The following is a 24,754-nucleotide window of genomic DNA, read 5'->3' as shown; positions in this document are numbered from 1 at the left end:
AGGACGTCGATCGACGCAAGGAAGCATGTGCCAAACGAAATGGATTGACGCTCGACTATTCCTGGATTTGTACTTCGCTCCAACAAGGCTATGGCCGGCCCGGCGGCCGGCAAGCGTACTCCGCGTGCGATACGACAGCCCAACGGCGGGCAATAGGGCGTGTCGTGTGATTGAGGGAATCGCCGATGGCACGCCTGATTCAGGCGCGGCTAGCCCATAACAGAAAGCATTTTTAACCCAACGAGGAACTTGGGATGAGTAGACGTGGAAAGTACCCAGTTATAACCGCAGCCGTTCTCGCTCTCGGGTTGAGCGCGTGCGCAACCGAATCGTCTCGCACGCTCGACGTGCCTGTCGTCGGCAGCGCACAGAAGCCCTACGCGGGCAAGCCCCTCCCGATCGCTGTCGGCAAGTTCGATAACCGTTCGAGCTACATGCGCGGCATCTTCTCCGATGGCATCGATCGTCTCGGTGGCCAGGCGAAGACAATTCTCGTTACGCGCCTGCAGCAGAGCCGGCGCTTCAACGTGCTCGATCGCGAGAATCTCGAGGAGATCAGGCAGGAAGCGGGTTTCATGAACAAGGCGCCGGCGGTCAAAGGCGCGAATTATGTCGTCACTGGCGACGTGACCGAGTTCGGCCGCAGAGACGTCGGTGATCATGAGCTGTTCGGCATCCTCGGCCGCGGTAAGACACAAGTCGCGTATGCGAAGGTCAATTTGAACATCGTCGACACAATCACATCCGAAGTGATCGCGTCGAGCCAGGGAGCAGGCGAGTTTAGCCTCTCCAATCGCGAAATCATCGGCTTCGGCGGTACCGCGAGCTACGACTCCACGCTCAACGGCAAAGTGCTCGACCTCGCGATTCAGCAAGCGGTCAACCATCTCGCCGAGCAGGTCGACGCGGGCGCGCTGAAAACAGCGCAATAGACACCATACGATTCGTTCTACTACATAACCTGAGAGTAAAAGAAGATGAAAGAGGGTATTTGGCTGCCGGCGACGACGGCTGCGTTACTGTTTTCGGGCTGTGCAACGACGACTACGCCGCCGCTCTATCAGTGGAACGCCTATCAGCCGCAGGTATACGAATACTTCAAAGGAAAGACGTCACCGCAGGAGCAGATTGACGCGCTTGAAAAGGCACTGCAAGAAATCCGCGGGAAAGGCAATCAGACGCCTCCGGGTTTCCATGCGCATCTCGGCATGCTCTACGTGAGCGTTGGGGATGAGCATCGTGCCGAACAGGAACTGCAGGCTGAAAGACAGCTGTTTGCGGAGTCGACGGCCTTTATGGACTTCCTGATGAAGAAGAAACAAGCCACTCAGGAGTGAGACGCCAGCCATGTTCAAGACCATTTCATTGAAGCTGCTGTCAGTGCTGTCGATTGCTGCTCTGCTGAGCGCTTGTGCGCCGACCGTCACGCGCCCCGACTACACGGCCTTCAAGAAGAGCCAGCCGCGCTCGATTCTCGTGTTGCCGCCTATCAACGAAACATCCGACGTCGCGGCCACTTACGGCATGTTGTCACAGATGACGCTACCACTCGCCGAATCGGGCTATTACGTGGTTCCAGTCGCGGTTATGGATGAGACGTTCAAGCAAAACGGCCTGACCAACGCGGCCGAGATTCAGGGCGTGCCGCCCGCGAAGCTGCGCGAGATCTTCGGCGCGGATGCCGCGCTGTACGCGAAGGTCTCGCAGTACGGCTCCGTCTATCAGGTGATCGACAGCACGACGATCGTGACGGCATCGGCGAAGCTCGTGGACCTGAAGGCGGGCGACGTGCTATGGCAAGGCACGGGCCACGCGACCGGCAAGGAACTCGGCACCAATGTGAACGTGGGTGGTTTCGGAATTGTCGGCATGCTCGTGCAGTCCGCGGTCAAGCAGATTGCCCATTCGCTGACGGACGAAGCCCATGACGTCGCGGGGCTGACCAGCCGCCGTTTATTGTCGGCCGGCCCGCCGAACGGGTTGTTGTATGGTCCGAGGTCGCCGAGGTACGGGTCCGATTGACCAGGTGCGCGGCAAGCCTCGGGCTTCGGGCTGGGAAGGATGGCGCGGACGCCGTAGGCGTACTTTCGGCGGTCGGTGTGGCGTCTGCTGTTGCCGGGGGTGCCACTTCGCGCCCGATCGACTTCACCTCATACCGGCTGCGGCACCGCGTCCAAGAACCCGGTGACGCTGGCGAACCTGCCGGCCGCGTCAATCACCCCAAAATCCGAACCTTTCACGATCGCTTCCCCGCCTGGCGCCACGAGATCCCAGGAAAACCGAACGTAGTTGCCGAATCCGTCGGCTCCCGCATTCAACCGAAATCGATGTTGCGGAAATCGTTCGTGCACCGCACCGATCATCGCGTCGATGCCGTCGTGCCCCTTCCCCGCAAGCAGCGGATCGACATAGGACGCATCCTCGGCCCAAGTGTCCGCGATCAACGCGCGCCGGCGCACGGCATCCATTTCGTTCCAAGCGGCAAAATAGCGGTCGACGAGTTCAAGATGGGCAGTCATCACTTTCTCCAAATCCAAAGCCAGTTGATCGATTGGGCGGCACCTGCCGCAACACTCAAGCGCATCATCGGCGCCGTCTCTTGCATCGGAGCCGCTCAGCGCTTGGATCGAAGCTTCGGCCAACTCGCGCCGCTCGTCGATTACGTGTGAGGTAATGGAAACAGCGCTGCGATTGGCTATGATCGTCTTTCATGAACCAGACCTTTACCCCAGCACGCGCCGCGCCCCCCGTCACTCAACGCGCGAGCCGCTCCGTGGGCGATTTGCTGCGGGAATGGCGCCAGCGCCGACGCATGAGCCAGCTCGTGCTGGCCACCGAAGCGCAGATCTCGACGCGGCATTTGAGCTTCGTCGAATCGGGCCGCGCCCAGCCGAGCCGAGAAATGCTCATCCATCTGGCTGAGCAACTCGACGTGCCGCTGCGCGCGCGCAATGCGCTGCTCGTTGCCGCCGGCTACGCGCCGCTCTACGCGGAGCGGACGCTGTCCGATCCGCAACTCGATGCCGCGCGCGACGCCGTGCAACTCGTGCTGCAAGGACACGAGCCGTATCCGGCCCTCGCGATCGATCGGCATTGGACGATGGTGGCCGCGAACGGTGCCCTCGCGCCGCTCGTCGCACGCGCCGATCCGCGATTGCTCGAACCGCCCGTCAACGTGCTGCGTCTTTCGCTGCACCCCGATGGGCTCGCGCCGCATCTCGTGGATTGGGCCGGCTGGCGCGCGCATTCGCTTCAGAGAGTCGAGCGCCAGGCACACGCCAGTGGCGACGCCACGCTTGCGGCGCTCGTCGAAGAGTTGGCCGCCTATCCGGCACCCAGCGGCGCCGATCTCGAACCGAGTCGCGAGCCTGCACCGCTCGCGGACGTCGTCGTGCCGTTTCGGCTGCGCACCGATATTGGGGTGCTGTCGTTCTTCAGCACGACGACCGTATTCGGCTCACCTGTCGACGTGACGCTCTCCGAGCTCGCAATCGAGGCCTTTTTTCCCGCCGACGCAGCCACAGGAGACGCGTTACGCGCTTACCGCGAGCAGGCGGTCGCTTCGCTCACGCCGTCCGCGGTGCAGGGCGCACGGCCCAGCGCGATGTAGCGCGCCAAATGATGGTCTTCGTCGCCGAGTTGATGATCGATCATCACGAGCCGCTTCGCATAATGCGAGAGCGGCAGTTCCCACGTCATGCCGATGCCGCCGTGCAGTTGCACCGCTTCGCGAGACAGGTGGGTCCCGACTCTGCCGACCGTGTACTTGGCCGCGGAAAGCGCGCGTTCTCGCGCAATGCGCGGGCCTTCGAGCGCTGACGCCGCATTGATCACCGCGGAGCGCACCTGCTCCAGATCGATCGCAGCGTCGGCCATGCGATGCTGCAGGGCCTGGAAGCTGCCGATTGGCGTGCCGAATTGGCGGCGCGTGCGCAGATAGTCGAGCGTTGCCGCGAAGGTCGCCTCCATTGCGCCCAGCGCTTCCGCCGAGAGCGCCAGCACGCCGCAGCCGAGCGCCGCTTCGAGCGTGTCGAAGCCATCGTCCAATTGGCCGAGCAGGGCCTCGGCAGGCAGCGTGGCGTCGCGCAGCACGAGTTCCGCGCCGCGGCCGCCGTCGATCAGCGCATAGCCGCGCAGCGTGAGCCCTGCTGTGTCGCGCGGCACGCAAAAGAGCGTGATGCCGCGCTCGGCATCGACGGCGCCGCTCGTGCGCGCGGAGATGACGAAGCCCTCGGCCGCCTCGCCGAAGAGCACGACGGCTTTCGTTCCATTCAAGCGCCAGCCGTCGCTAGTTTGCGTCGCCGTCGTCGCAACACGGCTCAGTTCGTAGCGCGAATCAGGTTCGCCATGGGCGAACGCGAGCACGGTCTCGCCGTCGATCAGTGGCGTCAAGCACACACGTTGGCGAGCGTTGCCTGCCAGCGCGATGGCGCGCCCGGCAACGAGTGCGGACAAGAACGGCTCGGCGACGAGCGCCCGCCCGAGATGCTCGAAGACGATGGCAATGTCGTCGCCGGTGCCGCCGAAGCCGCCGTGCTCGGGCGCGAACAATGCGCCGATGGCCCCCAATTCTCCGAAGCGTCGCCACATCGCGCGATCGAAACCTTCGGGTGAGCGCGCGATGCGCTCGCGCGCCGCGAAACCGTACTCCTGCGCGACGAAGCGCGAGAGCGTGTCAGCCAGCATTCGCTGTTCTTCGGTCAGTTCGAAGTTCATCGTCGGTTCGCAGCCGTTCAAGAATCACAGGTCGAGGATCGCTTTCGCGATGATGTTCTTCTGAATCTCGTTCGATCCGCCGAAGATCGACAGTTTGTAGTTGTTGAAGTCGCTCTTGGCGGCATCGGGCGCATCGTATGGGCCGAGGGGGGTGCCGTCGTAGGCCTCGTCGAATGCTTCGTCGATGAACGGCTGCGCGTACGGACCCATCGCCCGACGCATCAGCGCAGCGATTTCCTGGCGGATCTGCGTGCCGCGCACCTTGAGCATCGAGCTTTGCGCGCCCGGCGCTGCGCCGCTCGCGGCGGCCGCGATCGTGCGCAGGTTCGTCGTCTTCATGTTTTCGAGATCGATCGCGATGCGCGCCATGCGCGCTGCGAATAGCGGGTCTTCGTCGAGCGGGCGCCCGCCCTGCATGATCTTTGCGGCGACGCGTTCGAGCCGGGCGAGCGCGGCCACCGAGAAGCCGATGCCGGCGATGTTCGTGCGTTCGTAAGTGAGCAGGTATTTGGCGTAGGTCCAGCCGCGGTTTTCTTCGCCGACGAGGTTCGCCGCCGGCACGCGCACGTCCGTAAAAAATACTTCGTTGACTTCATGTTCGCCGTCCAGCGTGACGATGGGGCGTACCTCGATGCCGGGCGTGTCCATGTCGATCAGCAAGAAACTGATGCCTTCTTGCTTGCGTACGTCCGTAGCCGTGCGTACGAGGCAGAAGATCCGATTGGCGTAGTGGCCGAGCGTCGTCCACGTTTTCTGGCCGTTGACGACGTAGTGCTCGCCTTCGGCGTCGACCGCGCGCACCGCGCGTGTCGTCAGCGATGCGAGATCGGAGCCGGCGCCGGGCTCGGAGTACCCTTGGCACCACCAGTCGGTGCCGTCGAGAATGCGCGGCAGGTAGTGGCGCTTTTGCGCCTCGCTGCCGTACTTGATCAGCACGGGCCCGAGCATGTTCACGCCGAACGGTACGATGCGCGGGGCGCCGGCCAGCGCGCATTCGTTGTCGAAAACGAAGCGCTCCACCGCACTCCATCCCGTGCCGCCGTATTCGCGCGGCCAGTGGCTCGCCAGCCAGCCGCGCGCGTTCAGAATCGCATGCCACTCGGCCATGTCCTCGCGCGTGAGACGCAGCCCGTGCTTGACTTTATGTGCCGTGCGCGCCGGCAGCCGCTCATCGAGAAAGCGCCGGACTTCACCACGAAAGGCTTCCTCGTCGGCTGTGAGGCTTAGATCCATCGCTTCGGTCCTCGCGGATGATCGAACATCGAATGTCGCATGTCGAGCGGCGGGAAAACGGACAACCGCTCCCCGCTGTGATGTTTCTCGCCGGTGCCGTTGCGTCCTAAGGTTACGACGCGGCCCCGTTCAGGCTCGAAAAATCGGCGCCGCGCCCGACCAGTTCGACGATGAGCGGCGAGGGCTGCCAAAAGAACGCGTCCTCGGCCGCCAAGCGCTCGAGTTCGGCCAGCACGTTCGGCAGGCCCAGCATGTCGGCGTACTTCATGGGGCCGCCGCGATAGCGCGGGAAGCCGTAACCGTAGATCAGCGTGACGTCGATGTCGAGCGGGCGCAGCGCGATCCCTTCGCGCACCACGTTCGCTGCTTCGTTGATGACCGCGCACATGAGGCGACGCACGATCTCGTCGTCCGTGAAGCTACGTGGCGACACGCCCGCGCGCGAGCGTTCGCTCTCGACGATGGCCTCGACTTCAGGATCGGGCGTGCCCGTGCGGGCGCCTGGCTCGTATCGGTAGAACCCGCGGCCCGTTTTCTGGCCGAACCAACCGCGCTCGCAGAGCCGATCGGCGATTTCGACGTAGCGCATGTGCGGATCGCGCGTCGGTGCACGCCGCTTGCGCGCCGCCCAGCCGATGTCGCCGCCTGCCAGATCGACGACTTGATACGGGCCCATCGGATAGCCGAACTCGCGCATGGCACGGTCGATTTGATACGGGGAGGCGCCGTCTTCCATCAGATAATCGGCCGCCGTGCGATACACGGCGAGCAGACGGTTGCCGATGAAACCGTCGCATACGCCTGCACGCACGGGCACCTTGCGCAATTGCTTCGCGAGTTCGAACGCGGTGGCGACGACGTCGGCACCGACACGCGCGGGGACGACGATTTCGAGCAGCTTCATGATGTTGGCCGGCGAGAAGAAATGCAGGCCGATGACGTCGGCCGGCCGTGAGGTCGTGCCGGCGATCTCGTCGATGTCGAGATACGAGGTGTTCGTCGCCAAGATCGCGCCCGCCTTGCAGACGCGATCGAGCTCGGTGAAGACGGCCTTCTTGACGGCCATGTCTTCGAATACCGCTTCGATGACGAGATCGACGGTCGAGAGCGCCTCGTACGACGTGCTGCCCGTGAAGCGGGCAAGGGCGGCGTCTTTCACCTCGGGTTTGATGCGGCCTTTGCTTACGAGACCGTCGTAGACGCGCTCGACATGCGCGCGGCCGCGCGCGAGCGCCGCATCGTCGCGCTCGATCATCGTGACCGGGAGCCCGGCGTCGAGCACGGCCACCGCGATGCCCGCTCCCATGGTGCCGCCGCCGACGACGCCGACCGTCGCGATGGGACGCGGCGCGGCCGCTTTCGTTTCGGGGGCCTTGACGACTTCGCGCTCGGCGAAGAATGCGTGGATGAGCCCTGCGCGCTGCGGGCTTTCGAGGCATTCCATGAACAGCTTCCGTTCGAGGACGAGGCCTTCGTCGAACGGCAGCGTCGCCGCGGCTTCAACCGCCTCGACGATCTTCAACGGCGAAAAGAGCCCGCGTGCACGCTTGACCGTATCGTTGCGCGCCGCATCGATCGCCGCGCGGGCCGCCTCGGTATCGGCCAGCGCTTTGGCTGCCCGAGTGGGCCGCGTGCCGGCTTTCCCGGCGAGCAATTCGCGCGCGTAGGCTAGGCCTTCGCCGAGTACGTCGTCCGTCGCGCCGAGCCGATCGACGAGCCCGAGCGTCAGCGCTTCTTCGGCGCGCGCATGGCGGCCCGACAGCATCAAATCGAGGGCCGCCGCCGCACCGATGAGGCGAGGGGCGCGCTGCGTACCGCCGGCGCCGGGCAGCAACCCGAGTTGCACTTCCGGTAAGCCGAGCTTGGCTCCCCGCACGGCGAGGCGATAATGCGCCGCGAGCGCGACTTCCAGGCCGCCGCCGAGCGCCGCGCCGTGGACCGCGGCAACGACGAGCTTGCCGCAGGCTTCGATGCGATTGCAAACCGCGGGCAGCAGCGGCGGTAGCGGCGGCTTGCCGAATTCGCGGATATCGGCGCCGGCAATGAAATTGCGGCCCGCACCGACGATCAGCACGGCGGCGACTGCCGCATCGGCTTCGGCGGCGTCGATCGCGTCGACGAGCCCGCGCCGCACGTCGACGCTCAACGCGTTGACCGGCGGGTGATCGATGGTGACGACGAGCACGTTGCCGTGCAGCGCGCGAGAGACGACGGGAGCTTGAGTCGAGGCGGTCATGGCGGGACGGAAGGGCGGGTGGGAGATCGTGCGATTGTCGAGCGGATAGCCGAAATTGACAATTGAAGCGCGAGTTGACAGACTGTAAAAATTTCCTTGACAGCGCTTAGCGTAGCGCGGCGCAAGACACCATGCCCATGGATTTGAACGGCCTGTCGCTGCTCGTCGAGATATTGGAGGCGGGCAATCTGAGCGAGGCGGCGCGCCGGCTCAAGATGACGCGGGCCAACGTCAGTTATCACCTCAATCAGTTCGAGCGCACGCTCGGGCTGCAACTCGTGCGGCGCACCACTCGGCGCGTCGAGCCGACCGAGGCGGGGCTGCGCTTGGTCGAGCACGGCCGTGCGATTCGGCGCGCGCTCGAGGCGGCGCAGGAAACGGTCGAGACGCTGGGCCAAACCCCGCAGGGGCGCGTTCGCCTTTCCGTGCCGAGCGGCTACGGCCAGCTCGTGATGGCCGAATGGCTGTTGGAATTCAAGCGCCTGCATCCGGGCATCGTGCTCGACGTCATGTTCGAAAACCGTGTGGAGGACCTGCTGCGCGACGAGGTCGACATCGCGGTGCGCGTCATGTCCGAGCCGCCGCAGAATCTCGTCGCGCGGGACATGGGCGCCGTGCGGTACGTGGCCTGTGCATCAAAGGCTTATGCGCAAGCGCATGGGCTGCCTGTGGAACTCGACGCCTTGCGTACGACGCCGCTCATCACGGCCACGGTCGTCGGCCGCCAACTGCGCGTCGCAGCCTATCTTCGGGAGGAACGACACGAGGTGTTGCTCGAGCCCACGCTCATCTCGGAGAACTTCCTGTTTCTGCGCCAAGCGGTGCTCGCGGGACTTGGCGTCGGCATCGTGCCGGACTACGTCGTGCAAGACGACATCCGCAGCGGCGAGGTCGTGACGACGCTCGACGCATGGCGGCTCAGTATCTTCGGCACGCATATGTACTTGCTCTATATGCCCGATCGGCATCAAACCCGCGCCGCCGCGGCATTCATCGATTTCATTCTCGAGCAAGCGAGACGGACGGGGCGGGCCCGGTGACGCCATGACCCGCCCAGTCCTGCGCGCCCAGCGAAGTACGCGCTTACCTTCAGTGCTTTCAGTGATGCTTCTTCACGTCACGGTCGCGATCGAGCTCGTCCTTCAGATCTTCCTTGGCGTCGCCATAGCCCTTGCGGACTTCCCCCGCCGCTTCTTGGAGGTCGCCCTTGGCTTGGCGGGCCGGGTCGTTGGTTACATTGCCGACGGCCTGGTTGACCTTGCCCTTCGCTTTCTCGGTTACGCCCTTCACTTGGTCCTTGTTCATACTGAGCTCCTTTTACGGTGTGCCGCACGTGCGACACCCGTAGACCTGCAACGCCCATGCCCGTCCCCGCACGCAATAGGGGGACGGGAGCGAAAAGCGAAGGGTAGCGCGGCGTGGAGCCCGGAGAATGCTCGCCCGGATCAAAAGGCGGGCGTCGTGTCGACGGGCGCGGCGCTTCGGGCGTCGGTGCGCGAAGCGGCGGCTTTCGCTTGCGCGTCGTTCGCCTCGAGGATAGGGGCCAGCGAAGGCCCGAGCGATTTGAGCAACTGCACGGCCATCGCACTCGTGTAGTCGTAGCGCGCGGCATACGGCTCGTGCGCGTAGGCCGTCAGCGTGCCGTAGAAGCGGTCGCCGATGACGAAGACGAACACGGCCGTTCGATTGACCTTGCGCGATTCGATGAGTCCGCCGCCGCGCGCGTAGACGTTGTAGCGCTGATCGCCCGTGCCGGTCTTGCCGTATACCGCTAGCGTGCGTCCGTCGCCGAGCGGCAGGCCGGCCGATAGCCGCGCGCCCGTGCCGCCGGCCACGACGGCATGCAACAGCGAGCGCGCGACCGTCACGATCTCGGGCGAAACGGCTTGATGCTCCGGGCTCGGCGCACGGCCGAAACGCGTTTCGAACGGGGTGCCCGCGGCGAACGTGAGCGTATCGATGCTCTCGGCGCGGTGCATCTTGCCGTCGTCGGCAATGATGCCGATCAAGTGAGCGAGCGCGTCGGGCCGATCGCCGGATGCGCCGATGGCGGCTGCGTACGACGGCGTGATCGTGTCGAACGGATAGCCGAGCGCACGCCATGATTTGCCGATGGCGTCGTAGGCCTGCAATTCGACCATGTGGCGGATGCGGCGGTCCTGCGTCAGATGATGGCGCGTCTTGAACAGCCACGCATACGATTGGAGGCGCGCGTTGCGGCTGGCTTTGCGCAGCTCGTCTTCCGTGGCATTCGGATGCTGGCGCAGGTAGGCGAGCATCCACAGCGCGATCGGATGCACCCCTGCGATATAGCCGCGGTCGTTCAGGTTGAATTTGTCGACGGCGTACTTCTCGTAGAGCTTGGCGAGGTCTTCGTCGGAAATCGACGCGCTCGGCGTGTTCTTCAGCGCCGTGCGCATGCGCTGCGCGAACCACGCGAACGGTTCGTCGGGCGCGATGCTGCGCAAGGCGGTAGCGAGCTTCGGGGGGCTCTTGCGCATATCGGCCACCAGGGTATCGAGCGCTTCGTCGGCGTGCTTGCCGTGATACTTCACGAAGAACCGGTGCAGATAGACGAGGCTTTCCCGATCGGCGAACTGCTCGAGGTAGCGGCGGCGAACGGCGGGGTCGTCGAACCAGTGCGCGGAAGGCCCGGCCGTTTGCACCATCTCGTAGTGGACGATATCGCGCATGAGCCGCACGAATACGAGGTTGACCGAATGCTGGAAGGCATCGCGCACGGTGAGGATGCGGCCGTTGTCCGATTTGTCGAAGTTGGAGAAGGATTGCGCGCCGCCGCCGGTGTAGAACGTTTCGCCGGGGCTGGCTGAATACTTGCGCTCGACGGCGGCTTCGAGCATCGGCTGCAGCGATCGATCGTTCGTATGGGCGAGGTAGTCGACGGCCCAGCGCGACAAACCGTCGAGCGGGTCGACGTGCACGCGTTTGAGCTCGGCGGGGCTGAGCGATGCATAGCGCGCATGCAGCGCCGAGACGATCTGCAGATAGGTGATCACCGTTCTGAGCTTCGCCGTCGAGCCGAGATTGAGGCGCGCGCCGCCGTTGATGTCGAACGGCTGGTTCACGCTGTCCGTTTGCACGCGCACGACATCGTGGCCGCTCGGTTCATGCTCGAAAAGGGCAAAGCTGAACGAGATCTTCGAGGGGTCGTCGCCGGGACGCAGCATCTCGAACCCGTACAGCCCGGCAGCCTTTGCGCCCTCGACGGTGCCCGCCGCGGCGAGTTGCGCGGCAACGGCCTGCTCGACCGCATCGTTCAACGTCGAATGGACGGTCAGGTCGAGCCGGTCCAAGTCATAGAAGCCGTTCACGCCCAGCGCCTGCTGCAGGCGCGCGCGCACGAGGGTGACGGCTTTGCGCGCGACGAACGAGGCGGCCGGCTGCGGTGGCGTGCGTTTGATCGAGCTCGACGTGAGCGAAGCTTCGAGTGCGGCATCGCGCAGCGGCGCCGAAACGACGCCATTCGCGGCGAGCACGCGAATATAGCTGTCCGTCAGCCGATCGAGCGCGGGACGGTTGCGCACGAGGTAATACGACGGTGCCCGCTGTGCGATCAAGAGCGAAAGCGCTTGCTTGAACGCGAGCGCTTCGTCGGCGAGCACGACGGGCGCGACGGGGCCGTTGCCGGTTTTCGCGGTGATCTGCGCGAGCAGTCGATTGACTTCGGCGAAGTCGCGTCCATACCAGGCCGTGAGGCCGTCGCCGAGGCCTTGGACTTCGCCGGTGCCGGGGCTCGCGGCGAGCGGTACGGTGTTCAGGTAGTGAACGACGACGTTTTTGCGCGCCGCCATCGTATTTTCACCGCCAAGATAGGCGCGGACCGACGCCGACGCGATCTGGCGAAGCTTTTCGGGCGGAGTGGCGGTGCGTCCGCCGGGGGAGTGGCGGAACTTCTCCGTTTGCGTGGCGAGCGTGCTGCCGCCGGGAGTCGGTTGATGGTGATTGACGAAGCGCAGCGCCTGGTCGGAGAGCGCCCGGGCGAACCGGCCCCAATCGATCGCCGGATTGCGGTCGGGCTCGCTCGAATCGAGCAGATAGCGATCCTCGATGAACGTCAATGCGCTGACGACGATAGGTGGAATGGCGTCGTAATCGGCATAGGCGAGCGCGGGATAGCGGGCACTGAACAGCGGCACGCCCTGCTCATCGAACAAGCGTAGCCCCGTTTGGTCTTTCTCGGCATATGGGATGAACAAACCGCGGTCAGCCAGCGACATCATCATCGACGAATCGCGTGCTTGGCTCGTGATCACGTAGCCGCGAGAGCGCAGCCGCGCTTCGAAGTCAGGCATTCGCGCATAGCCGAGACGCCAATCGTAAGGCCCGCCCGGCGTGGGAAAGCGGATGTCGTTGCTGGGGCCCGATCCGACTGAAAACGATACCTGCCGCCCGATTCGCGCGAAGTAGCGCGCTTGGAGCCGCGAAGTCTGCATTTCGAGCGAGACGAAATAGGCGAGCAGGCCGACCAGCGCGGCGAGTGCGACGAACGTGAGCCATTTCCATCGTGAGCCAGGCGACATCGTAGTGATGTAGCGCAAGGGCAGGCGAGCAATCGGCCGATTCATGATGAGGCTCCGTGGGCGGCGTCGCCATCGCGCAGACGACGCTCACCATAGTTTAATCACGAGCCGGACGCCTGTGCACGATGATGTGCCCTATCGCACGCATGATTTTTGCGACGCTTGCATGGCCCGTGGCGACGGTGTTCCTACCCAAGGTTCGATTCGGCAACGGCCACGCCCGCGGTCGCTTTCGGCCGCGACCGGGCGGCCTCGCGCGCTGCGCGCTGCCACCTCGTTTAAATCCACGTACTTTGCATGCCGCCATTGCGCGTAAATATGACGCATTTTACGACTGATTAAATAAATATCGGTATTAATTTCCGTCGAAAAAGTCGAATACTTGCACGAATTTGATTCGATTAACCATTCGCCATAATTATGAGATGATACGGCCGATTTAATCGATGACGGCGGGCATTGATGGATGCGAAGGCGAGGCCGATGCAATGGCATTTCGCGTGCGTCGGCAAGGAGAGAAAAATGAAAAGTTGGGCCGAGGAACTGCTGCACGATTTGAATCACGCGAACGCCGACACGGAGCTCTTCGGCAAGATCGAGACCGCGGCCGAGGGCTTGGGGTTCGAGTTCTGCGCGTATGCCTTACGCGCGCCGTGGCCGCTATCCAAGCCGAGAATGCGTTGGCTGAGCAACTACCCGGAAGCATGGCAAAAGCGCTACCAGGAAGCGCGCTACTTCGATATCGATCCAACGGTGCGGCACGCCCGCCGTTCGCAATCGCCGATCGTCTGGAGCGAGGCGTTGTTCAGCTGCGCGCCCGAACTATGGCGCGAGGCGAAATCGCATGGATTGCGGCATGGGTGGGCGCAGTCGGCGTTCGACAGCTGCGGGGTGGGCGGAATGCTGACGCTGGCGCGTTCGAGCAAACCGCTCACGGCGACGGAGTTGGCCGAAAACGAAGTCAAGATGCGTTGGCTCGTCAGCACGGCGCATCTATCCCTCAAGCGCGTGCTGATGCCGTCCTTGATGGCGGACCCGGAGCGCGAACTCACCGAGCGTGAGGTGGAGGTGCTCAAATGGGCGGCCGACGGCAAGACCTCAGGGGAGATTTCGACGATCCTCGTGATCTCGGTCGATACGGTCAATTTTCATGTCAAGAACGCCGTGACGAAGCTGAAGACGACGAACAAAACTGCCGCCGTGGTGCGTGCCGCGATGCTCGGCTTGTTGCAATGATGCGATCCGTCGATCGCGGTAGGTTTGTCGCGCTCTTAGTCGCACTGGGTCGCACTTAGCCGGGCTTTCCGAACGTCCCAATTCGTTTTCACGGATATTCGAGGCATCCTCGAATTCGCTTGGCGGATATTGCCGACATGCCATTCTCGGGCTTCGCATATGGCGAACGTATCGGCATATCCAACGAGACGAACGATTGAACCAAAAGACTTTGAAGTCCCGTTCTCAAAACCGAGCGGCGATCGCGGTCATGTCGAATCGCGGGCCGCATTGACGGGCGCCGTGGCTGAATGGCGGCTGCCACGCGCCCATGCGTGGCGCGTCAGAAAGGTCTGAAGCGTCTGTGCCAAAGTGTGGCAGACGGTTCGTATCGCGCGGCGCGAGCGAATCTAGAACGGCGGCGGCTCACGGAAGCCGGCCGAGCCCCCCGCGGTTCGTTGCGCGGTTACCACATCGTGCCTGCGCCGGCTCGGGTTGTCCCGGGTTGTAATCGTTTTGACGACGATCAGGACAGCGCCACGCGCTCCCCGGACACCGCTGCGTCTACGGCACCCTGCGCGGCGCTGCCCTGCTGACCGTGCGGCGGCGCCCCATGAGCGCCATTCCCGGCCGTGGAAAGTGACGAGCGCATGGATTGGCGGGTGCTCGCAGCGGCTACCGCAGCCGCTCGCGCTTGCTCGACGATCCAGTGCGCGACATCTCGGACGTCTTGCCGAGGTGCTGCCTCCGCCTGCACGAGCCAATACGCGTGCTGCTCGCGCTTCGCCTGATCAGCGTCGGGCTGCCTGAGGCTGCCGGAGGGATCGGCGGCGGCCAGCGCCGTATCGTCGAACAGGCGCGTCGCGCCCGTCGGCGCATCGGCGGCGTCGGCATAGCGGATCGCCAGATCGACGCGCTCGGTGCGCAAATCGAGCACCTTGTCGTTGGCCGCGACGCGCACGTCGAGCATGGGATGGCTGCGCTGCAGTTGCGAGAGGCGCGGCAGCAGCCAGAGGCCCGTCACGCCGATGCCGGCCGTGATGGTCACCGGCTGCTTCTCGGCGGGGCGCATGATGGCATCGAACGCACCCTGCAGCTCGCGCACGACGCCGTCGGCCGTGCGGAATAGACGCTCGCCGGCGGTCGTGAAGGAAATCGAGCGGTAGCCGCGATGAAACAGCGGCACGCCGAGCGCATTTTCGAGTGAATGAATTTGCCGGCTGACCGCCGATTGCGTCAAGCACAAGTCCTCGGCCGCGAGCGTGACGCTCATGCGACGGCCGACCGCAACGAAGCCGCGGATCAAATCGAGCGGCGCAAGTCGAACGAGAGGCGTTGCCATCGTCTACCTCATGCGAAAGTGTCGGAGGGGAATGCGCTCGCGCGGAGCACAGGGGGGACGTGCCGGATTTAAGCCATTCTTATGCGAATCCGTAACTGACATCTTTGGTAGGCGCCCTTTGGCCACGCGCAGCGCCGCCCGTCGAGCGGCTGCCGGGAGGCGGCGGGCGGTAGGCGTGGCGCCGGAGAGGGGGCCGCCGTCAAGCGTCCTTGTCGTCGTCGGGCCCGTTTTCGTCCGATTCGCCGCGGACCGCGTCCGCGAAGCGCGCGAGTGCGTTGAGCGACCCGCTCACGCTCACGTATTGCTCGCGGCCGATTTTGGCGTCGAGCAGCACAGCCATGCCCGACTCGCGCGCGAGTTCGATGAGGTCCATCCGCTGTCGTTGTCCTTGCGTCTTGTTCATGGTCGTCGATCGTGCCGCTCCGTGATGCCGGGATTCTCGGCCGTGCCGGGCAGGCTGCCACGGCGGCGCGCAGCGCTCAACCTCGCACCGATCCCACCCTGCTCGGAGCACGGCTCGTACCTACTGCGGCAATGCGCCGTTTCCTAGTAATAACCCTAGTTCGATTTCGGTGGAAACGACTTGTATATACAAGCTGACCGCACTAGACTCGCTAACAAATCGGAGCCCGACGCGGGCAATTTCCGCGGCGGTTCACCGCCCCGTCCACATAGTCAGCAACAGCACGACAGCACGACAGCACGAACATGACGCCTTCCACGATGATTCTCACCCCCGGACATTTGACGCTGCCCCAACTGCGCCGCATCGCACGCGAGCGCGTCACGCTTACGCTCGATCCCGCCAGCCGCGCCGTCATCGATGCCGGCGCCAAGGCGGTGGCCGACATCGCCGCGAAGGGGGAACCCGCCTACGGGATCAATACCGGGTTCGGCCGCCTTGCCAGCACTCATATTCCGCATGATCAGCTCGAACTGCTGCAGCGCAATCTCGTGCTGTCGCACGCCGTCGGTGTCGGCGAGCCGATGTCCGCGCCCGTCGTGCGGCTGCTGATTGCGCTGAAGCTCTCGAGTCTCGGGCGCGGGCACTCGGGCATTCGCGGCGAAGTGATGGACGCGCTCGTCACACTGGTGAACGCCGACGTGCTGCCGATCATCCCCGTCAAGGGCTCGGTCGGTGCGTCGGGCGATTTGGCGCCGCTCGCGCATATGTCGGCCGTGCTGCTCGGCATCGGCGAAGTGACGGCCGGCGGCGAGCGCATGAGCGCGACCGAGGGGCTGCGGCTCGCGGGCCTTGCACCGCTGGCGCTGCAGGCGAAGGAGGGACTTGCGCTATTGAACGGCACGCAAGCGTCGACGGCGCTCGCGCTGTTCAATATGTTCGCGATCGAGGATCTGTTCCGCACGGGGCTCGTCGCGGGCGCGCTGTCGGTCGATGCGGCCGCGGGCTCGGTGAAGCCGTTCGATGCCCGAATTCACGCGCTGCGAGGCCATCGCGGCCAGATCGAAGCGGCCGCCGCCTACCGCGCGCTGCTCGACGGCTCGGGCATCAACCTGTCGCACCGTGACTGCGGCAAAGTGCAGGACCCCTACAGCCTGCGCTGCCAGCCTCAGGTGATGGGCGCGTGCCTGGACCAAATGCGCCACGCGGCCGAGGTGCTGTTGATCGAAGCGAACGCGGTTTCCGATAATCCGCTCGTGTTCCCCGATACCGGCGAAGTGCTGTCGGGCGGCAACTTCCACGCCGAACCCGTGGCCTTCGCCGCGGACAACCTCGCGCTAGCTGCCGCCGAGATCGGCGCGCTGGCCGAGCGCCGCATCGCGCTGCTGATCGACGCGACGCTGTCGGGGCTGCCCCCGTTCCTCGTCAAGGACGGCGGCGTCAACTCGGGCTTCATGATCGCGCACGTCACGGCAGCCGCGCTGGCGTCCGAGAACAAGACGCTCGCGCACCCGGCATCGGTCGATTCGCTACCGACGTCGGCGAATCAGGAAGATCACGTCTCGATGGCGACGTTCGCCGCGCGCAAGCTCGCCGACATTGCCGAAAACACCGCGAACATCCTCGCGATCGAGTTGCTGGCCGCCGCGCAAGGCGTCGACCTGCGCGCGCCGCACCGCACGAGCGGCGCGCTGCAGGGCGTCATGGACACGCTGCGCGCGCACGTGCCGCATTACGACCTCGATCGCTACTTCGCGCCCGATATCGAGTGCATCGCCGAACTCGTCGTGCACGGCACGATCGCGCAGGCATGCCCGCTCTCGTTCGCGTCCGAAGCGGCCGTGGCCGCGTGAGCCATGAGTAGCGTCAAAGAGATGGCCGGACCCGCGTATCAGAGCATCAAGGATTTCATCCTCGCACGCATTCATTCGGGCGAGTGGGCCGAAGGTGACCAGGTGCCGTCCGAGAACGAGCTTGCGCGCGAGTTCAAGGTGGCACGGATGACGGTGAACCGTGCCTTGCGCGAATTGACGGCTGAGCAGGTGCTCACGCGTGTGCAAGGCGCGGGCACGTTCGTCGCGCGGCCCAAGTACGAATCGACGCTCGTGGCGATACGCAGCATTTCGGACGAGATCGCCGCGCGCGGCCATCGGCATCACGCAAAGGTGCTCGAACTCGGGGCCGCCGTCGCGAGCGAGACGCTGGCCGACGAAATGCGAGTTGCGCCGGGCAGCGCCGTGTTTCATTCGCGCGTGCTGCATTTCGAGAACGACGAGCCCGTGCAGCTCGAGGCGCGCTGGGTGAATGCGGCCGTCGCCCCCGAATACGGGCTGCAGGATTTCTCGTCGGTCACGCCGAACCAATATCTGACGCGCGTGGCGCCGCTGCAGCGCGTCGAGTACCGAATCGAAGCCGCGCAGCCCGAAGCCGATACGCGCAGTCAGTTGTGCATGGACGATAGCGAGCCGTGTCTCGTCTTGCATCGGCGCACGTGGTCGCGCGAACAGGTCGCTTCCGTGGTCGACCTGTGGCACCCGGGCAGCCGTTATCGCTTCACGGGCCATTTTTGAGCCGAACCGAGCCGAGGACTCTCATGAACGATCCGAAACCCTTCGACCCGCGCCTCGATCCGACGCGCACGATCCGCGCGCCGCGCGGCCCCGAGAAAACCTGCAAGAGCTGGTTGACGGAAGCCGCCTACCGGATGATTCAAAACAACCTCGATGCCGAGGTGGCCGAACATCCGCATGCGCTCGTCGTCTACGGCGGCATTGGGCGCGCCGCGCGCAATTGGGACTGCTTCGATCAGATTCTCGCGTCGCTGAAGGAGCTCGAAGACGACGAGACGTTGCTGATCCAATCGGGCAAGCCCGTCGGCGTGTTTCGCACGCACGCCGATGCGCCGCGCGTGCTGCTCGCGAACTCGAACCTCGTGCCGCACTGGGCGACGTGGGACCACTTCCACGAGCTCGATCGCAAGGGCCTCATGATGTACGGCCAGATGACGGCCGGCAGTTGGATCTACATCGGCAGCCAAGGCATCGTGCAAGGCACGTACGAGACGTTCTACGCGGTGGCCAATCAGCATTTCGGCGGCAACGCGAACGGGCGCTGGATTTTGACCGGCGGCCTCGGCGGCATGGGCGGCGCGCAGCCGCTCGCGGCAACGATGGCCGGCTTTTCGATGATTGCCGTCGAGTGCGACGAAACGCGCATCGATTTCCGCTTGAAGACGCGCTACGTCGATAAGAAGGCGAAGACGCTCGACGAAGCGCTCGCACTGCTCGAGGCGGCGAAGGTCGACGGCAAGCCCGTCTCGGTCGGGCTCGTCGGCAACGCGGCCGACGTGTTCGAGGCCTGCGTCGCGCGCGGCATCACGCCCGATTGCGTAACCGATCAAACGAGCGCGCACGATCCCGTGAACGGCTATCTGCCCCAGGGATGGAGCATCGAACAATGGCGCGAGCGTCAGAAGACCGATCCGCAGCGCATCGTCGTGCCTGCGAAACAGTCAATGGCGCGCCAGGTGCAGGCGATGCTCGCGCTGCAAGCGCGCGGCGCCGCGACGCTCGATTACGGCAACAACATTCGGCAGATGGCGCTCGATATGGGCGTGGCGAACGCGTTCGATTTCCCCGGCTTCGTGCCGGCGTACGTCCGGCCGCTGTTTTGCGAGGGAAAAGGGCCGTTCCGCTGGGTAGCGCTCTCGGGCGATCCGGAGGACATCTACAAGACGGATGCGAAGGTCAAGGAATTGATTCCCGACGATCCGCATCTGCACAATTGGCTCGACATGGCGCGTGAGCGCATCGCTTTCCAAGGCCTGCCCGCACGCATTTGCTGGGTCGGCGTGAAAGACCGCTACCGGTTGGGCCTCGCATTCAACGAAATGGTGGCCCGCGGCGAACTGAAGGCGCCCATCGTCATTGGCCGCGATCACCTCGATACGGGATCGGTTGCCAGCCCGAATCGCGAGACGGAAGCAATGAAGGACGGCTCCGATGCGGTGTCCGATTGGCCTTTGCTCAATGCGCTGCTGAACACGGCCGGCGGGGCCACTTGGGTGTCGATCCACCACGGCGGCGGGGTCGGCATGGGCTTTAGTCAGCATGCCGGCGTCGTGATCGTCTGCGATGGCACCGGCTCGGCGGCAAGGCGGATCGAGCGCGTCCTCTTCAACGATCCGGCCACGGGCATCATGCGCCACGCCGATGCCGGTTACGACCTGGCGCGCGAGACGGCGCGGGAGGTCGGTTTGAAGCTGCCGATGCTCGGACGTTGATGCGATGAGTGCGCGATCGCGGGCGGTGCACGATGCCGCGCTCCATGACGTGCCGGCAGCGCTTGCTTCGCGGATGCCGCTGCGGATCGTGCGCGCGAACGCGTTGAAGGCAACGGCCTGGAAGAACGGTGGCGGCGTGACGCGCGAGATTGCCGCGTATCCGGTGGGCGCCAGCCTCGATACGTTCGTCTGGCGCATAAGCGTGGCCGACGTCGAACGGGCGGGGCCGTTTTCGCGCTTTCCGGGCATCGATCGGACGCTCGTGCTGTTGGCCGGCGCGGGGATGCATCTGACGGAAGCCCACGGCACGACGCAGCTATTGACGGTGCCGCTTTCCGCGGCGCAGTTCGACGGCGGAGCGGCGGTCGATGCTCAGCTCATCGACGGCCCGACGCGCGACTTCAACCTGATGGTGCGGCGCGACCGTGCGCGTGGTGCGTTGCAGGTCTGGGAGGGCGCGGGCACGCATACGCTCGACGCGGACGTCGCGCTCGTGTTCTGCGCGCGCGGTTCGCTCGATGTGCGTCTTCGGCGTGCGAGCGCGACGCACGGTCATGCGAAGGCGCTGCCGATGCAGGCGACGCTCGGTGCGCTCGATACGCTCGTGCTCGATGCACCGCGTGCGCTTGCATGCCAGGTGACGGGCGACGGCGCCGCGCTGGCCGTGCTGCTGCACTACGCATGAGGCGGGGCGGCGAGCGGGCGCCGCTCGCGCCGAGCTCTGTGGCAAATATTTCGAGGTCAATATGAGCGACCTGGTTTGGCATCATCTGAATCTTTGCCCGCGCGGCGATCCCGGCGAGTCGATCGTCGATGCGGCGTTGGCCGTGCGCGGCGGTACGATCGCGTGGCTCGGCGCCGCACGCGATTTGCCGCGCGAGTTCGACGCGTGGCCGCGCGAAGACCTCGGCGGCGCATGGGTCACGCCGAGCCTCGTCGATTGTCACACGCACCTCGTCTATGGCGGTCATCGCGCCGACGAATTCGCGCAGCGGCTCGCCGGAGCCAGTTACGAGGAGATCGCGCAGCGCGGAGGCGGGATCGTGTCGACGGTGCGCGCCACGCGCGCGGCCGATGAGGACACCTTGATCGCATCGGCCGCGGCGCGGCTGACGCCGCTACTCGCCGAGGGCGTCGGCGCGATCGAGATCAAGTCGGGCTACGGACTCGACCTAGCGAGCGAGCGCAAGATGCTGCGCGTGGCGCGCTCGCTCGGGCAACGGTATCCCGTCGCCGTCTATACGACGTTTCTCGGAGCCCATGCGTTGCCGCCCGAATTCGCGGGGCGGCCCGATGCGTACATCGACGAAGTGTGCGAGCGCATGCTACCGGCATTGGCCGATGAAGGACTCGTCGATGCCGTCGACGTCTTTTGCGAGCGCATCGGCTTTACGCTCGCGCAAAGCGAGCGCGTGCTCTTGGCGGCGCAGCGGTTGGGCTTGCCCGTCAAGATGCACGCCGAGCAGTTGAGCCTGTCGGGCGGCACGGCGCTGGCCGCACGCTATCGCGCGTTGTCGGCCGATCACCTGGAGTTTCTCGACGAGGCCGGGGTGCGGGCGATGAAAGAGGCGGGGACCGTCGCGGTGCTGTTGCCGGGCGCCTACTATTTCATCCGGGAGACGCAACTGCCGCCGATCGATTGGCTGCGCCGCTACGGCGTGCCGATCGCGCTCGCGACGGACAGCAACCCCGGCACGTCGCCCGCTACGTCGCTGCTCGCGATGCTGAATCTAGGCTGTACGCTATTTCGCCTGACGGTGCCCGAAGTGCTGCAGGGCGTCACGCGCCATGCGGCGCGCGCATTGGGCCGAAGCGAGCATCATGGCGAGCTGGCCCCGGGCCGGCAGGCCGACTTCGTTGCTTGGTCGGTCAGTACGCTGGCCGAGCTCGCTTACTGGATAGGCCGTCCGCTGGCGGCACGCGTCGTGCGTGCGGGAGCAACGGTTCATCGCGCCCCGGCCGGATCGGCGGCAGGCCGGCCCGATGCGGGGGCCGATTCTCGGGCCGATTCGCTCGAAAGGACGACGAAGTGAGGAACGATCGCCACGCGCTGTTCGCGGCGCACGCCTATCTCCCGCAGGGGTGGCGGCGCGACGTGCTGCTCGAATGGAACGACGAAGGTATCCTCGAGGCCGTTACGCCAGGCGTCGCTGCGCCGGCCGGTGTCGGGCATGCCGATGGACCGATCGTGCCGGGCATGCCGAACCTGCATTCGCACGCGTTTCAGCGGGCCATGGCTGGCCTCGCCGAATATCGTGCGCACGCGAGCGAGAACTTTTGGAGCTGGCGCGACCTGATGTACAGGTTCGCCGCGCGGATCACGCCCGAGCGGCTCGAAGCGATCGCACGATGGCTCTACGTCGAGATGCTCAAGGCCGGCTACACGTCCGTCTGCGAGTTTCATTACGTGCATCACGCACAAGACGGCAGCCGTTATGCAAACGCGGCGGAACTCGGGCAGCGTGTCGTCGATGCCGCAGCGCAAGCCGGCATCGGGATGACGATGCTGCCGGTGCTCTATCAGTACAGCGGCTTCGGCAAGCGCGAGCCGCGCCCCGATCAGCGGCGCTTCCTCAATACGCCGGAATCGCTGCTCGATCTGTTGCTGACGCTGCGGCGCGAGCGGCCGGCGAACGGCGCATTGGCCTACGGGGTGGCGCCGCATTCGCTGCGGGCGGTATCCGAAGCCTCGCTGCGAGCGCTGCTCCATGGGCTCGACGCTCATCTGCCCGGCGCGCCGATCCACATTCATATCGCCGAGCAGACCGGCGAAGTCGACGAATGCGTTGCCGCCACCGGCCGACGCCCTGTCGCCTGGCTGCTCGATCGCTTCGACGTCGGCGCGCGCTGGTGCCTCGTGCACGCCACGCACGTAGACGAGGCGGAGGCGGCCGCGTTGGCGGCCAGCGGCGCCGTGGCGGGGCTTTGCCCGACGACCGAAGCAAATCTCGGCGACGGCCTGTTTCCCGCGCGGCGGTACCTCGACTCGAACGGGTGTATCGGCATCGGCTCGGACAGCCACGTTGCCGTCGATTGGCGCGCGGAGTTGCGATTGCTCGAATACGGGCAGCGTCTCATGCTGCGGCAACGCAACGTGCTCGCGTCCGAGGCGCGGCCGCAAGTGGCCGACCGCCTCTTTCACGCAGCGCTCGCGGGCGGTGCGAGGGCGAGCGGGCGAGCCGTCGGCGCACTGGCGCCGGGGTGCCGCGCCGATTGGCTCATACTCGACGTTGCGCATCCGAGCCTGCACGGACGCGAACCGGGCGATTGGCTCTCAGGCATCGTGTTTTGCGAGCACGGCGGCACGCCGATCGCCGAAGTGCACACGGGCGGCCGCCGTGTCGTCCACGAGGGCCGGCACGAAGACGAGGACGAGGCTTACGCGGCTTATCGCGAGGCCGTCGCGCAATTGAAGGCTTAATCTCGATCGAACCATCACGATGAACGCTACGCTCGAACCCGCCGTGTTTTCCGTCCGGCCCGGCACGCTGCCGCTGTTGATTTCGATGCCGCACGTAGGCACGCACATTCCCGCCGACATTGCCGCGACGATGACCGAAGTCGCTCGTCACGTCGACGACTGCGATTGGCATCTTGAGCGCCTCTATGCGTTCGCGGCACGTCGCGGCGCGTCGCTGCTCGTGCCGTCGCACGCGCGATACGTCGTCGACCTCAATCGTCCGCCCGACAACGCGAACCTATACCCGGGGCAGGATACGACGGGCTTGCTGCCGATCGATACGTTCGAGAAAGCACTGCTTTATCACCCCGGGGGCGAACCGACCGATGCCGAAGCCGCGCGTCGCGTCGCGCGATACTGGCAGCCATATCACGATGCGCTAGCGCGCACGCTGGCCGAGATGAAAGCGCGGCATGGCGCGGTGCTGCTGTGGGAGGCACACTCGATTCGCTCGCAGGTGCCGCGCTTTTTCGAGGGCCGGTTGCCCGATTTCAACTTCGGGACGGCGGGCGGGACGAGTGCGGCGCCCGGGATGGCCGAGGCGTTGGCCGCATGCGTGAACGGACACGGCGGCTATACGGCGGTGGCGAACGGACGGTTCAAGGGCGGATATATCACACGGCAGTATGGCAGGCCGGAACAGGGCATCCATGCCGTGCAGCTGGAACTGTCGCAAATCACCTATATGCAGGAGACGCGTCCCTACGCTTATGACGATGCGCTCGCCGCACGGATCGAGCCGTTGCTCGATGCGCTGATCGACGAGGCGCTCGCGCGGCTGCCGCCCGCTTGATCGCGTGGCCGCGGCAATGCGCCGCCATGCGATGCGAGACGGGGCGGCACGCGCGTTCGAACTCGCGTTGAGCCGAACGCCTCGATTCTGTCAATCCGCCGTGCGGTGCGGTGATGCGCGCGGTAGACAATCGGCACTTGTCGATTGACGGACTAGCGCTTCGCCGCTATGGTTTCGGCCCATGGCCGATACCGACAACATTCATCCGGGCGCAGTGGTGCGCCAGCTCTGCCTCGAGCGGCACAACCTCAGCGTGACCGAGGGGGCGGCGGTGCTCGGCGTGAGCCGCCAGGCGCTGACCAATCTCCTGAGCGGCAAGGCGGGCATTTCGCCCGAGATGGCGCTGCGTCTCGACAAGGCGTTCGGCGGCGGCGCCGAAACCTGGTTGCAACGCCAGCTAGTGCACGATTTGGCCAAGGCCCGCAAGCGTCTGGACGAACTCGACGTCGTTTCGATGGCCCAGCAGCGTCAGCGCGCGTTGTTCTGACTGCCGGGAAACAAAGCGGGCGATGCCTCGTCTTCCGCCTCGCGTC

Annotated in this window: 23 protein-coding genes; 15 read left to right on the top strand and 8 right to left on the bottom strand. The window is 65.2% G+C overall.

Going from position 1 to position 24,754, the window contains the following annotated elements; translation table 11 throughout:
- Window positions 1-254 precede the first annotated feature (254 nt).
- The 3 genes from ACTHNZ_RS02755 to ACTHNZ_RS02745 are packed head-to-tail and all read left to right on the top strand — an operon-like array spanning window position 255 to window position 2,022.
- Window positions 255-932, top strand: a complete 678-nt coding sequence (locus ACTHNZ_RS02755; protein ID WP_440540955.1) for a CsgG/HfaB family protein — start codon at window positions 255-257, stop codon at window positions 930-932.
- A 45-nt stretch (window positions 933-977) separates the two neighbouring features.
- Window positions 978-1,337 carry a DUF4810 domain-containing protein gene (locus ACTHNZ_RS02750; RefSeq protein ID WP_440540954.1) on the top strand — a complete coding sequence of 120 codons (360 nt, stop codon included), beginning with the start codon at window positions 978-980 and terminating at the stop codon, window positions 1,335-1,337.
- A gap of 10 nt (window positions 1,338-1,347) precedes the next feature.
- On the top strand, window positions 1,348-2,022 hold the full coding sequence (locus ACTHNZ_RS02745) for a DUF799 domain-containing protein (protein ID WP_440540953.1): 675 nt from the start codon (window positions 1,348-1,350) through the stop codon (window positions 2,020-2,022).
- Between the two features lie 128 nt (window positions 2,023-2,150).
- On the opposite strand, the gene ACTHNZ_RS02740 is transcribed toward ACTHNZ_RS02745, so the two are convergent.
- Window positions 2,151-2,519 carry a nuclear transport factor 2 family protein gene (locus ACTHNZ_RS02740; RefSeq protein ID WP_440540952.1) on the bottom strand — a complete coding sequence of 123 codons (369 nt, stop codon included), beginning with the start codon at window positions 2,517-2,519 and terminating at the stop codon, window positions 2,151-2,153.
- On the opposite strand from ACTHNZ_RS02740, the gene ACTHNZ_RS02735 reads away from it, so the two are divergent.
- Window positions 2,508-2,669 (top strand): hypothetical protein, encoded by a 162-nt coding sequence (locus ACTHNZ_RS02735; protein WP_440540951.1) that lies wholly within the window; start codon window positions 2,508-2,510, stop codon window positions 2,667-2,669. The genes ACTHNZ_RS02740 and ACTHNZ_RS02735 overlap by 12 nt on opposite strands.
- Window positions 2,670-2,710: 41 nt before the next feature.
- Window positions 2,711-3,610, top strand: a complete 900-nt coding sequence (locus ACTHNZ_RS02730) for a helix-turn-helix domain-containing protein (RefSeq protein ID WP_440540950.1) — start codon at window positions 2,711-2,713, stop codon at window positions 3,608-3,610.
- Here ACTHNZ_RS02730 and ACTHNZ_RS02725 read toward each other — a convergent pair.
- From ACTHNZ_RS02725 to ACTHNZ_RS02715, 3 genes are all read right to left on the bottom strand, one after another.
- Window positions 3,541-4,716, bottom strand: coding sequence for an acyl-CoA dehydrogenase family protein (locus ACTHNZ_RS02725; RefSeq protein WP_440540949.1), 1,176 nt, complete (start codon window positions 4,714-4,716; stop codon window positions 3,541-3,543). The two genes, ACTHNZ_RS02730 and ACTHNZ_RS02725, sit on opposite strands and share 70 nt — an antisense overlap.
- Before the next feature lie 24 nt (window positions 4,717-4,740).
- Entirely contained in the window at window positions 4,741-5,949 is a 1,209-nt protein-coding gene (locus tag ACTHNZ_RS02720; RefSeq protein ID WP_440540948.1) for an acyl-CoA dehydrogenase family protein, read from the bottom strand.
- A gap of 112 nt (window positions 5,950-6,061) precedes the next feature.
- Window positions 6,062-8,185 (bottom strand): 3-hydroxyacyl-CoA dehydrogenase NAD-binding domain-containing protein, encoded by a 2,124-nt coding sequence (locus tag ACTHNZ_RS02715; protein WP_440540947.1) that lies wholly within the window; start codon window positions 8,183-8,185, stop codon window positions 6,062-6,064.
- 137 nt (window positions 8,186-8,322) lie between these two features.
- Here ACTHNZ_RS02715 and ACTHNZ_RS02710 point away from each other — a divergent pair, with 137 nt between their 5' ends.
- Complete coding sequence (locus ACTHNZ_RS02710) at window positions 8,323-9,225, top strand: LysR family transcriptional regulator (RefSeq protein WP_440541020.1); 903 nt, start codon at window positions 8,323-8,325, stop codon at window positions 9,223-9,225.
- 58 nt (window positions 9,226-9,283) lie between these two features.
- Here ACTHNZ_RS02710 and ACTHNZ_RS02705 read toward each other — a convergent pair whose 3' ends face one another.
- Both ACTHNZ_RS02705 and ACTHNZ_RS02700 read right to left on the bottom strand, forming a co-directional pair.
- Window positions 9,284-9,490, bottom strand: a complete 207-nt coding sequence (locus ACTHNZ_RS02705; RefSeq protein ID WP_440540946.1) for a CsbD family protein — start codon at window positions 9,488-9,490, stop codon at window positions 9,284-9,286.
- A 140-nt stretch (window positions 9,491-9,630) separates the two neighbouring features.
- Window positions 9,631-12,771 (bottom strand): transglycosylase domain-containing protein, encoded by a 3,141-nt coding sequence (locus ACTHNZ_RS02700; protein WP_440540945.1) that lies wholly within the window; start codon window positions 12,769-12,771, stop codon window positions 9,631-9,633.
- A 477-nt stretch (window positions 12,772-13,248) separates the two neighbouring features.
- On the opposite strand from ACTHNZ_RS02700, the gene ACTHNZ_RS02695 reads away from it, so the two are divergent.
- Window positions 13,249-13,962 carry an autoinducer binding domain-containing protein gene (locus ACTHNZ_RS02695; protein ID WP_440540944.1) on the top strand — a complete coding sequence of 238 codons (714 nt, stop codon included), beginning with the start codon at window positions 13,249-13,251 and terminating at the stop codon, window positions 13,960-13,962.
- A 505-nt stretch (window positions 13,963-14,467) separates the two neighbouring features.
- Here ACTHNZ_RS02695 and ACTHNZ_RS02690 read toward each other — a convergent pair.
- Together ACTHNZ_RS02690 and ACTHNZ_RS02685 are read right to left on the bottom strand one after the other, a co-directional pair.
- Entirely contained in the window at window positions 14,468-15,283 is an 816-nt protein-coding gene (locus tag ACTHNZ_RS02690; RefSeq protein ID WP_440540943.1) for a LysR family transcriptional regulator, read from the bottom strand.
- Between the two features lie 199 nt (window positions 15,284-15,482).
- Window positions 15,483-15,686 (bottom strand): hypothetical protein, encoded by a 204-nt coding sequence (locus tag ACTHNZ_RS02685; protein WP_440540942.1) that lies wholly within the window; start codon window positions 15,684-15,686, stop codon window positions 15,483-15,485.
- A 320-nt stretch (window positions 15,687-16,006) separates the two neighbouring features.
- On the opposite strand from ACTHNZ_RS02685, the gene hutH reads away from it, so the two are divergent.
- The 8 genes from hutH (at window position 16,007) to ACTHNZ_RS02645 (ending at window position 24,708) form a co-directional block, all read left to right on the top strand.
- The gene (gene hutH / locus ACTHNZ_RS02680) at window positions 16,007-17,539 is read left to right on the top strand and encodes a histidine ammonia-lyase (RefSeq protein ID WP_440541019.1); all 1,533 of its coding nucleotides are present in this window, start codon (window positions 16,007-16,009) and stop codon (window positions 17,537-17,539) included.
- A 21-nt stretch (window positions 17,540-17,560) separates the two neighbouring features.
- Window positions 17,561-18,256, top strand: a complete 696-nt coding sequence (gene hutC, locus ACTHNZ_RS02675) for a histidine utilization repressor (RefSeq protein WP_440541018.1) — start codon at window positions 17,561-17,563, stop codon at window positions 18,254-18,256.
- Window positions 18,257-18,279: 23 nt separating this feature from the next.
- Complete coding sequence (gene hutU / locus ACTHNZ_RS02670; protein WP_440540941.1) at window positions 18,280-19,968, top strand: urocanate hydratase; 1,689 nt, start codon at window positions 18,280-18,282, stop codon at window positions 19,966-19,968.
- A 4-nt stretch (window positions 19,969-19,972) separates the two neighbouring features.
- A complete protein-coding gene (locus ACTHNZ_RS02665) occupies window positions 19,973-20,653 on the top strand; it encodes a HutD/Ves family protein (protein WP_440540940.1) in 681 nt (226 codons plus the stop codon).
- A gap of 61 nt (window positions 20,654-20,714) precedes the next feature.
- On the top strand, window positions 20,715-22,001 hold the full coding sequence (hutI, locus tag ACTHNZ_RS02660; protein WP_440540939.1) for an imidazolonepropionase: 1,287 nt from the start codon (window positions 20,715-20,717) through the stop codon (window positions 21,999-22,001).
- Window positions 21,998-23,389, top strand: a complete 1,392-nt coding sequence (locus ACTHNZ_RS02655; protein ID WP_440540938.1) for a formimidoylglutamate deiminase — start codon at window positions 21,998-22,000, stop codon at window positions 23,387-23,389. Before hutI ends, ACTHNZ_RS02655 begins: the two co-directional genes overlap by 4 nt.
- A 19-nt stretch (window positions 23,390-23,408) precedes the next feature.
- The gene (gene hutG, locus ACTHNZ_RS02650; RefSeq protein WP_440540937.1) at window positions 23,409-24,221 is read left to right on the top strand and encodes an N-formylglutamate deformylase; all 813 of its coding nucleotides are present in this window, start codon (window positions 23,409-23,411) and stop codon (window positions 24,219-24,221) included.
- Window positions 24,222-24,402: 181 nt separating this feature from the next.
- On the top strand, window positions 24,403-24,708 hold the full coding sequence (locus ACTHNZ_RS02645) for a HigA family addiction module antitoxin (RefSeq protein ID WP_440540936.1): 306 nt from the start codon (window positions 24,403-24,405) through the stop codon (window positions 24,706-24,708).
- Window positions 24,709-24,754 lie beyond the last annotated feature (46 nt).

Source organism: Trinickia sp. (assembly GCF_051953955.1).
GTDB lineage: Bacteria > Pseudomonadota > Gammaproteobacteria > Burkholderiales > Burkholderiaceae > Trinickia.
Note: the sequence above shows the minus strand (reverse complement) of the source record. Positions and strands in the feature narration are given on the sequence as shown.

Bases quoted from the DNA above. Each gene is read 5' to 3' on its own strand.
- ACTHNZ_RS02720 (WP_440540948.1), bottom strand. From the start codon at position 5,949: ATGGATCTAAGCCTCACAGCCGACGAGGAAGCCTTTCGTGGTGAAGTC.
- ACTHNZ_RS02645 (WP_440540936.1), top strand. From the start codon at position 24,403: ATGGCCGATACCGACAACATTCATCCGGGCGCAGTGGTGCGCCAGCTC.
- ACTHNZ_RS02735 (WP_440540951.1), top strand. From the start codon at position 2,508: ATGGGCAGTCATCACTTTCTCCAAATCCAAAGCCAGTTGATCGATTGG.
- ACTHNZ_RS02725 (WP_440540949.1), bottom strand. From the start codon at position 4,716: ATGAACTTCGAACTGACCGAAGAACAGCGAATGCTGGCTGACACGCTC.
- hutU (WP_440540941.1), top strand. From the start codon at position 18,280: ATGAACGATCCGAAACCCTTCGACCCGCGCCTCGATCCGACGCGCACG.
- ACTHNZ_RS02705 (WP_440540946.1), bottom strand. From the start codon at position 9,490: ATGAACAAGGACCAAGTGAAGGGCGTAACCGAGAAAGCGAAGGGCAAG.
- ACTHNZ_RS02700 (WP_440540945.1), bottom strand. From the start codon at position 12,771: ATGAATCGGCCGATTGCTCGCCTGCCCTTGCGCTACATCACTACGATG.
- ACTHNZ_RS02710 (WP_440541020.1), top strand. From the start codon at position 8,323: ATGGATTTGAACGGCCTGTCGCTGCTCGTCGAGATATTGGAGGCGGGC.
- ACTHNZ_RS02690 (WP_440540943.1), bottom strand. From the start codon at position 15,283: ATGGCAACGCCTCTCGTTCGACTTGCGCCGCTCGATTTGATCCGCGGC.
- ACTHNZ_RS02755 (WP_440540955.1), top strand. From the start codon at position 255: ATGAGTAGACGTGGAAAGTACCCAGTTATAACCGCAGCCGTTCTCGCT.
- ACTHNZ_RS02715 (WP_440540947.1), bottom strand. From the start codon at position 8,185: ATGACCGCCTCGACTCAAGCTCCCGTCGTCTCTCGCGCGCTGCACGGC.
- ACTHNZ_RS02695 (WP_440540944.1), top strand. From the start codon at position 13,249: ATGAAAAGTTGGGCCGAGGAACTGCTGCACGATTTGAATCACGCGAAC.
- hutH (WP_440541019.1), top strand. From the start codon at position 16,007: ATGATTCTCACCCCCGGACATTTGACGCTGCCCCAACTGCGCCGCATC.
- ACTHNZ_RS02730 (WP_440540950.1), top strand. From the start codon at position 2,711: ATGAACCAGACCTTTACCCCAGCACGCGCCGCGCCCCCCGTCACTCAA.
- ACTHNZ_RS02685 (WP_440540942.1), bottom strand. From the start codon at position 15,686: ATGAACAAGACGCAAGGACAACGACAGCGGATGGACCTCATCGAACTC.
- hutG (WP_440540937.1), top strand. From the start codon at position 23,409: ATGAACGCTACGCTCGAACCCGCCGTGTTTTCCGTCCGGCCCGGCACG.
- hutI (WP_440540939.1), top strand. From the start codon at position 20,715: ATGAGCGACCTGGTTTGGCATCATCTGAATCTTTGCCCGCGCGGCGAT.
- ACTHNZ_RS02745 (WP_440540953.1), top strand. From the start codon at position 1,348: ATGTTCAAGACCATTTCATTGAAGCTGCTGTCAGTGCTGTCGATTGCT.
- ACTHNZ_RS02665 (WP_440540940.1), top strand. From the start codon at position 19,973: ATGAGTGCGCGATCGCGGGCGGTGCACGATGCCGCGCTCCATGACGTG.
- hutC (WP_440541018.1), top strand. From the start codon at position 17,561: ATGGCCGGACCCGCGTATCAGAGCATCAAGGATTTCATCCTCGCACGC.
- ACTHNZ_RS02750 (WP_440540954.1), top strand. From the start codon at position 978: ATGAAAGAGGGTATTTGGCTGCCGGCGACGACGGCTGCGTTACTGTTT.
- ACTHNZ_RS02740 (WP_440540952.1), bottom strand. From the start codon at position 2,519: ATGACTGCCCATCTTGAACTCGTCGACCGCTATTTTGCCGCTTGGAAC.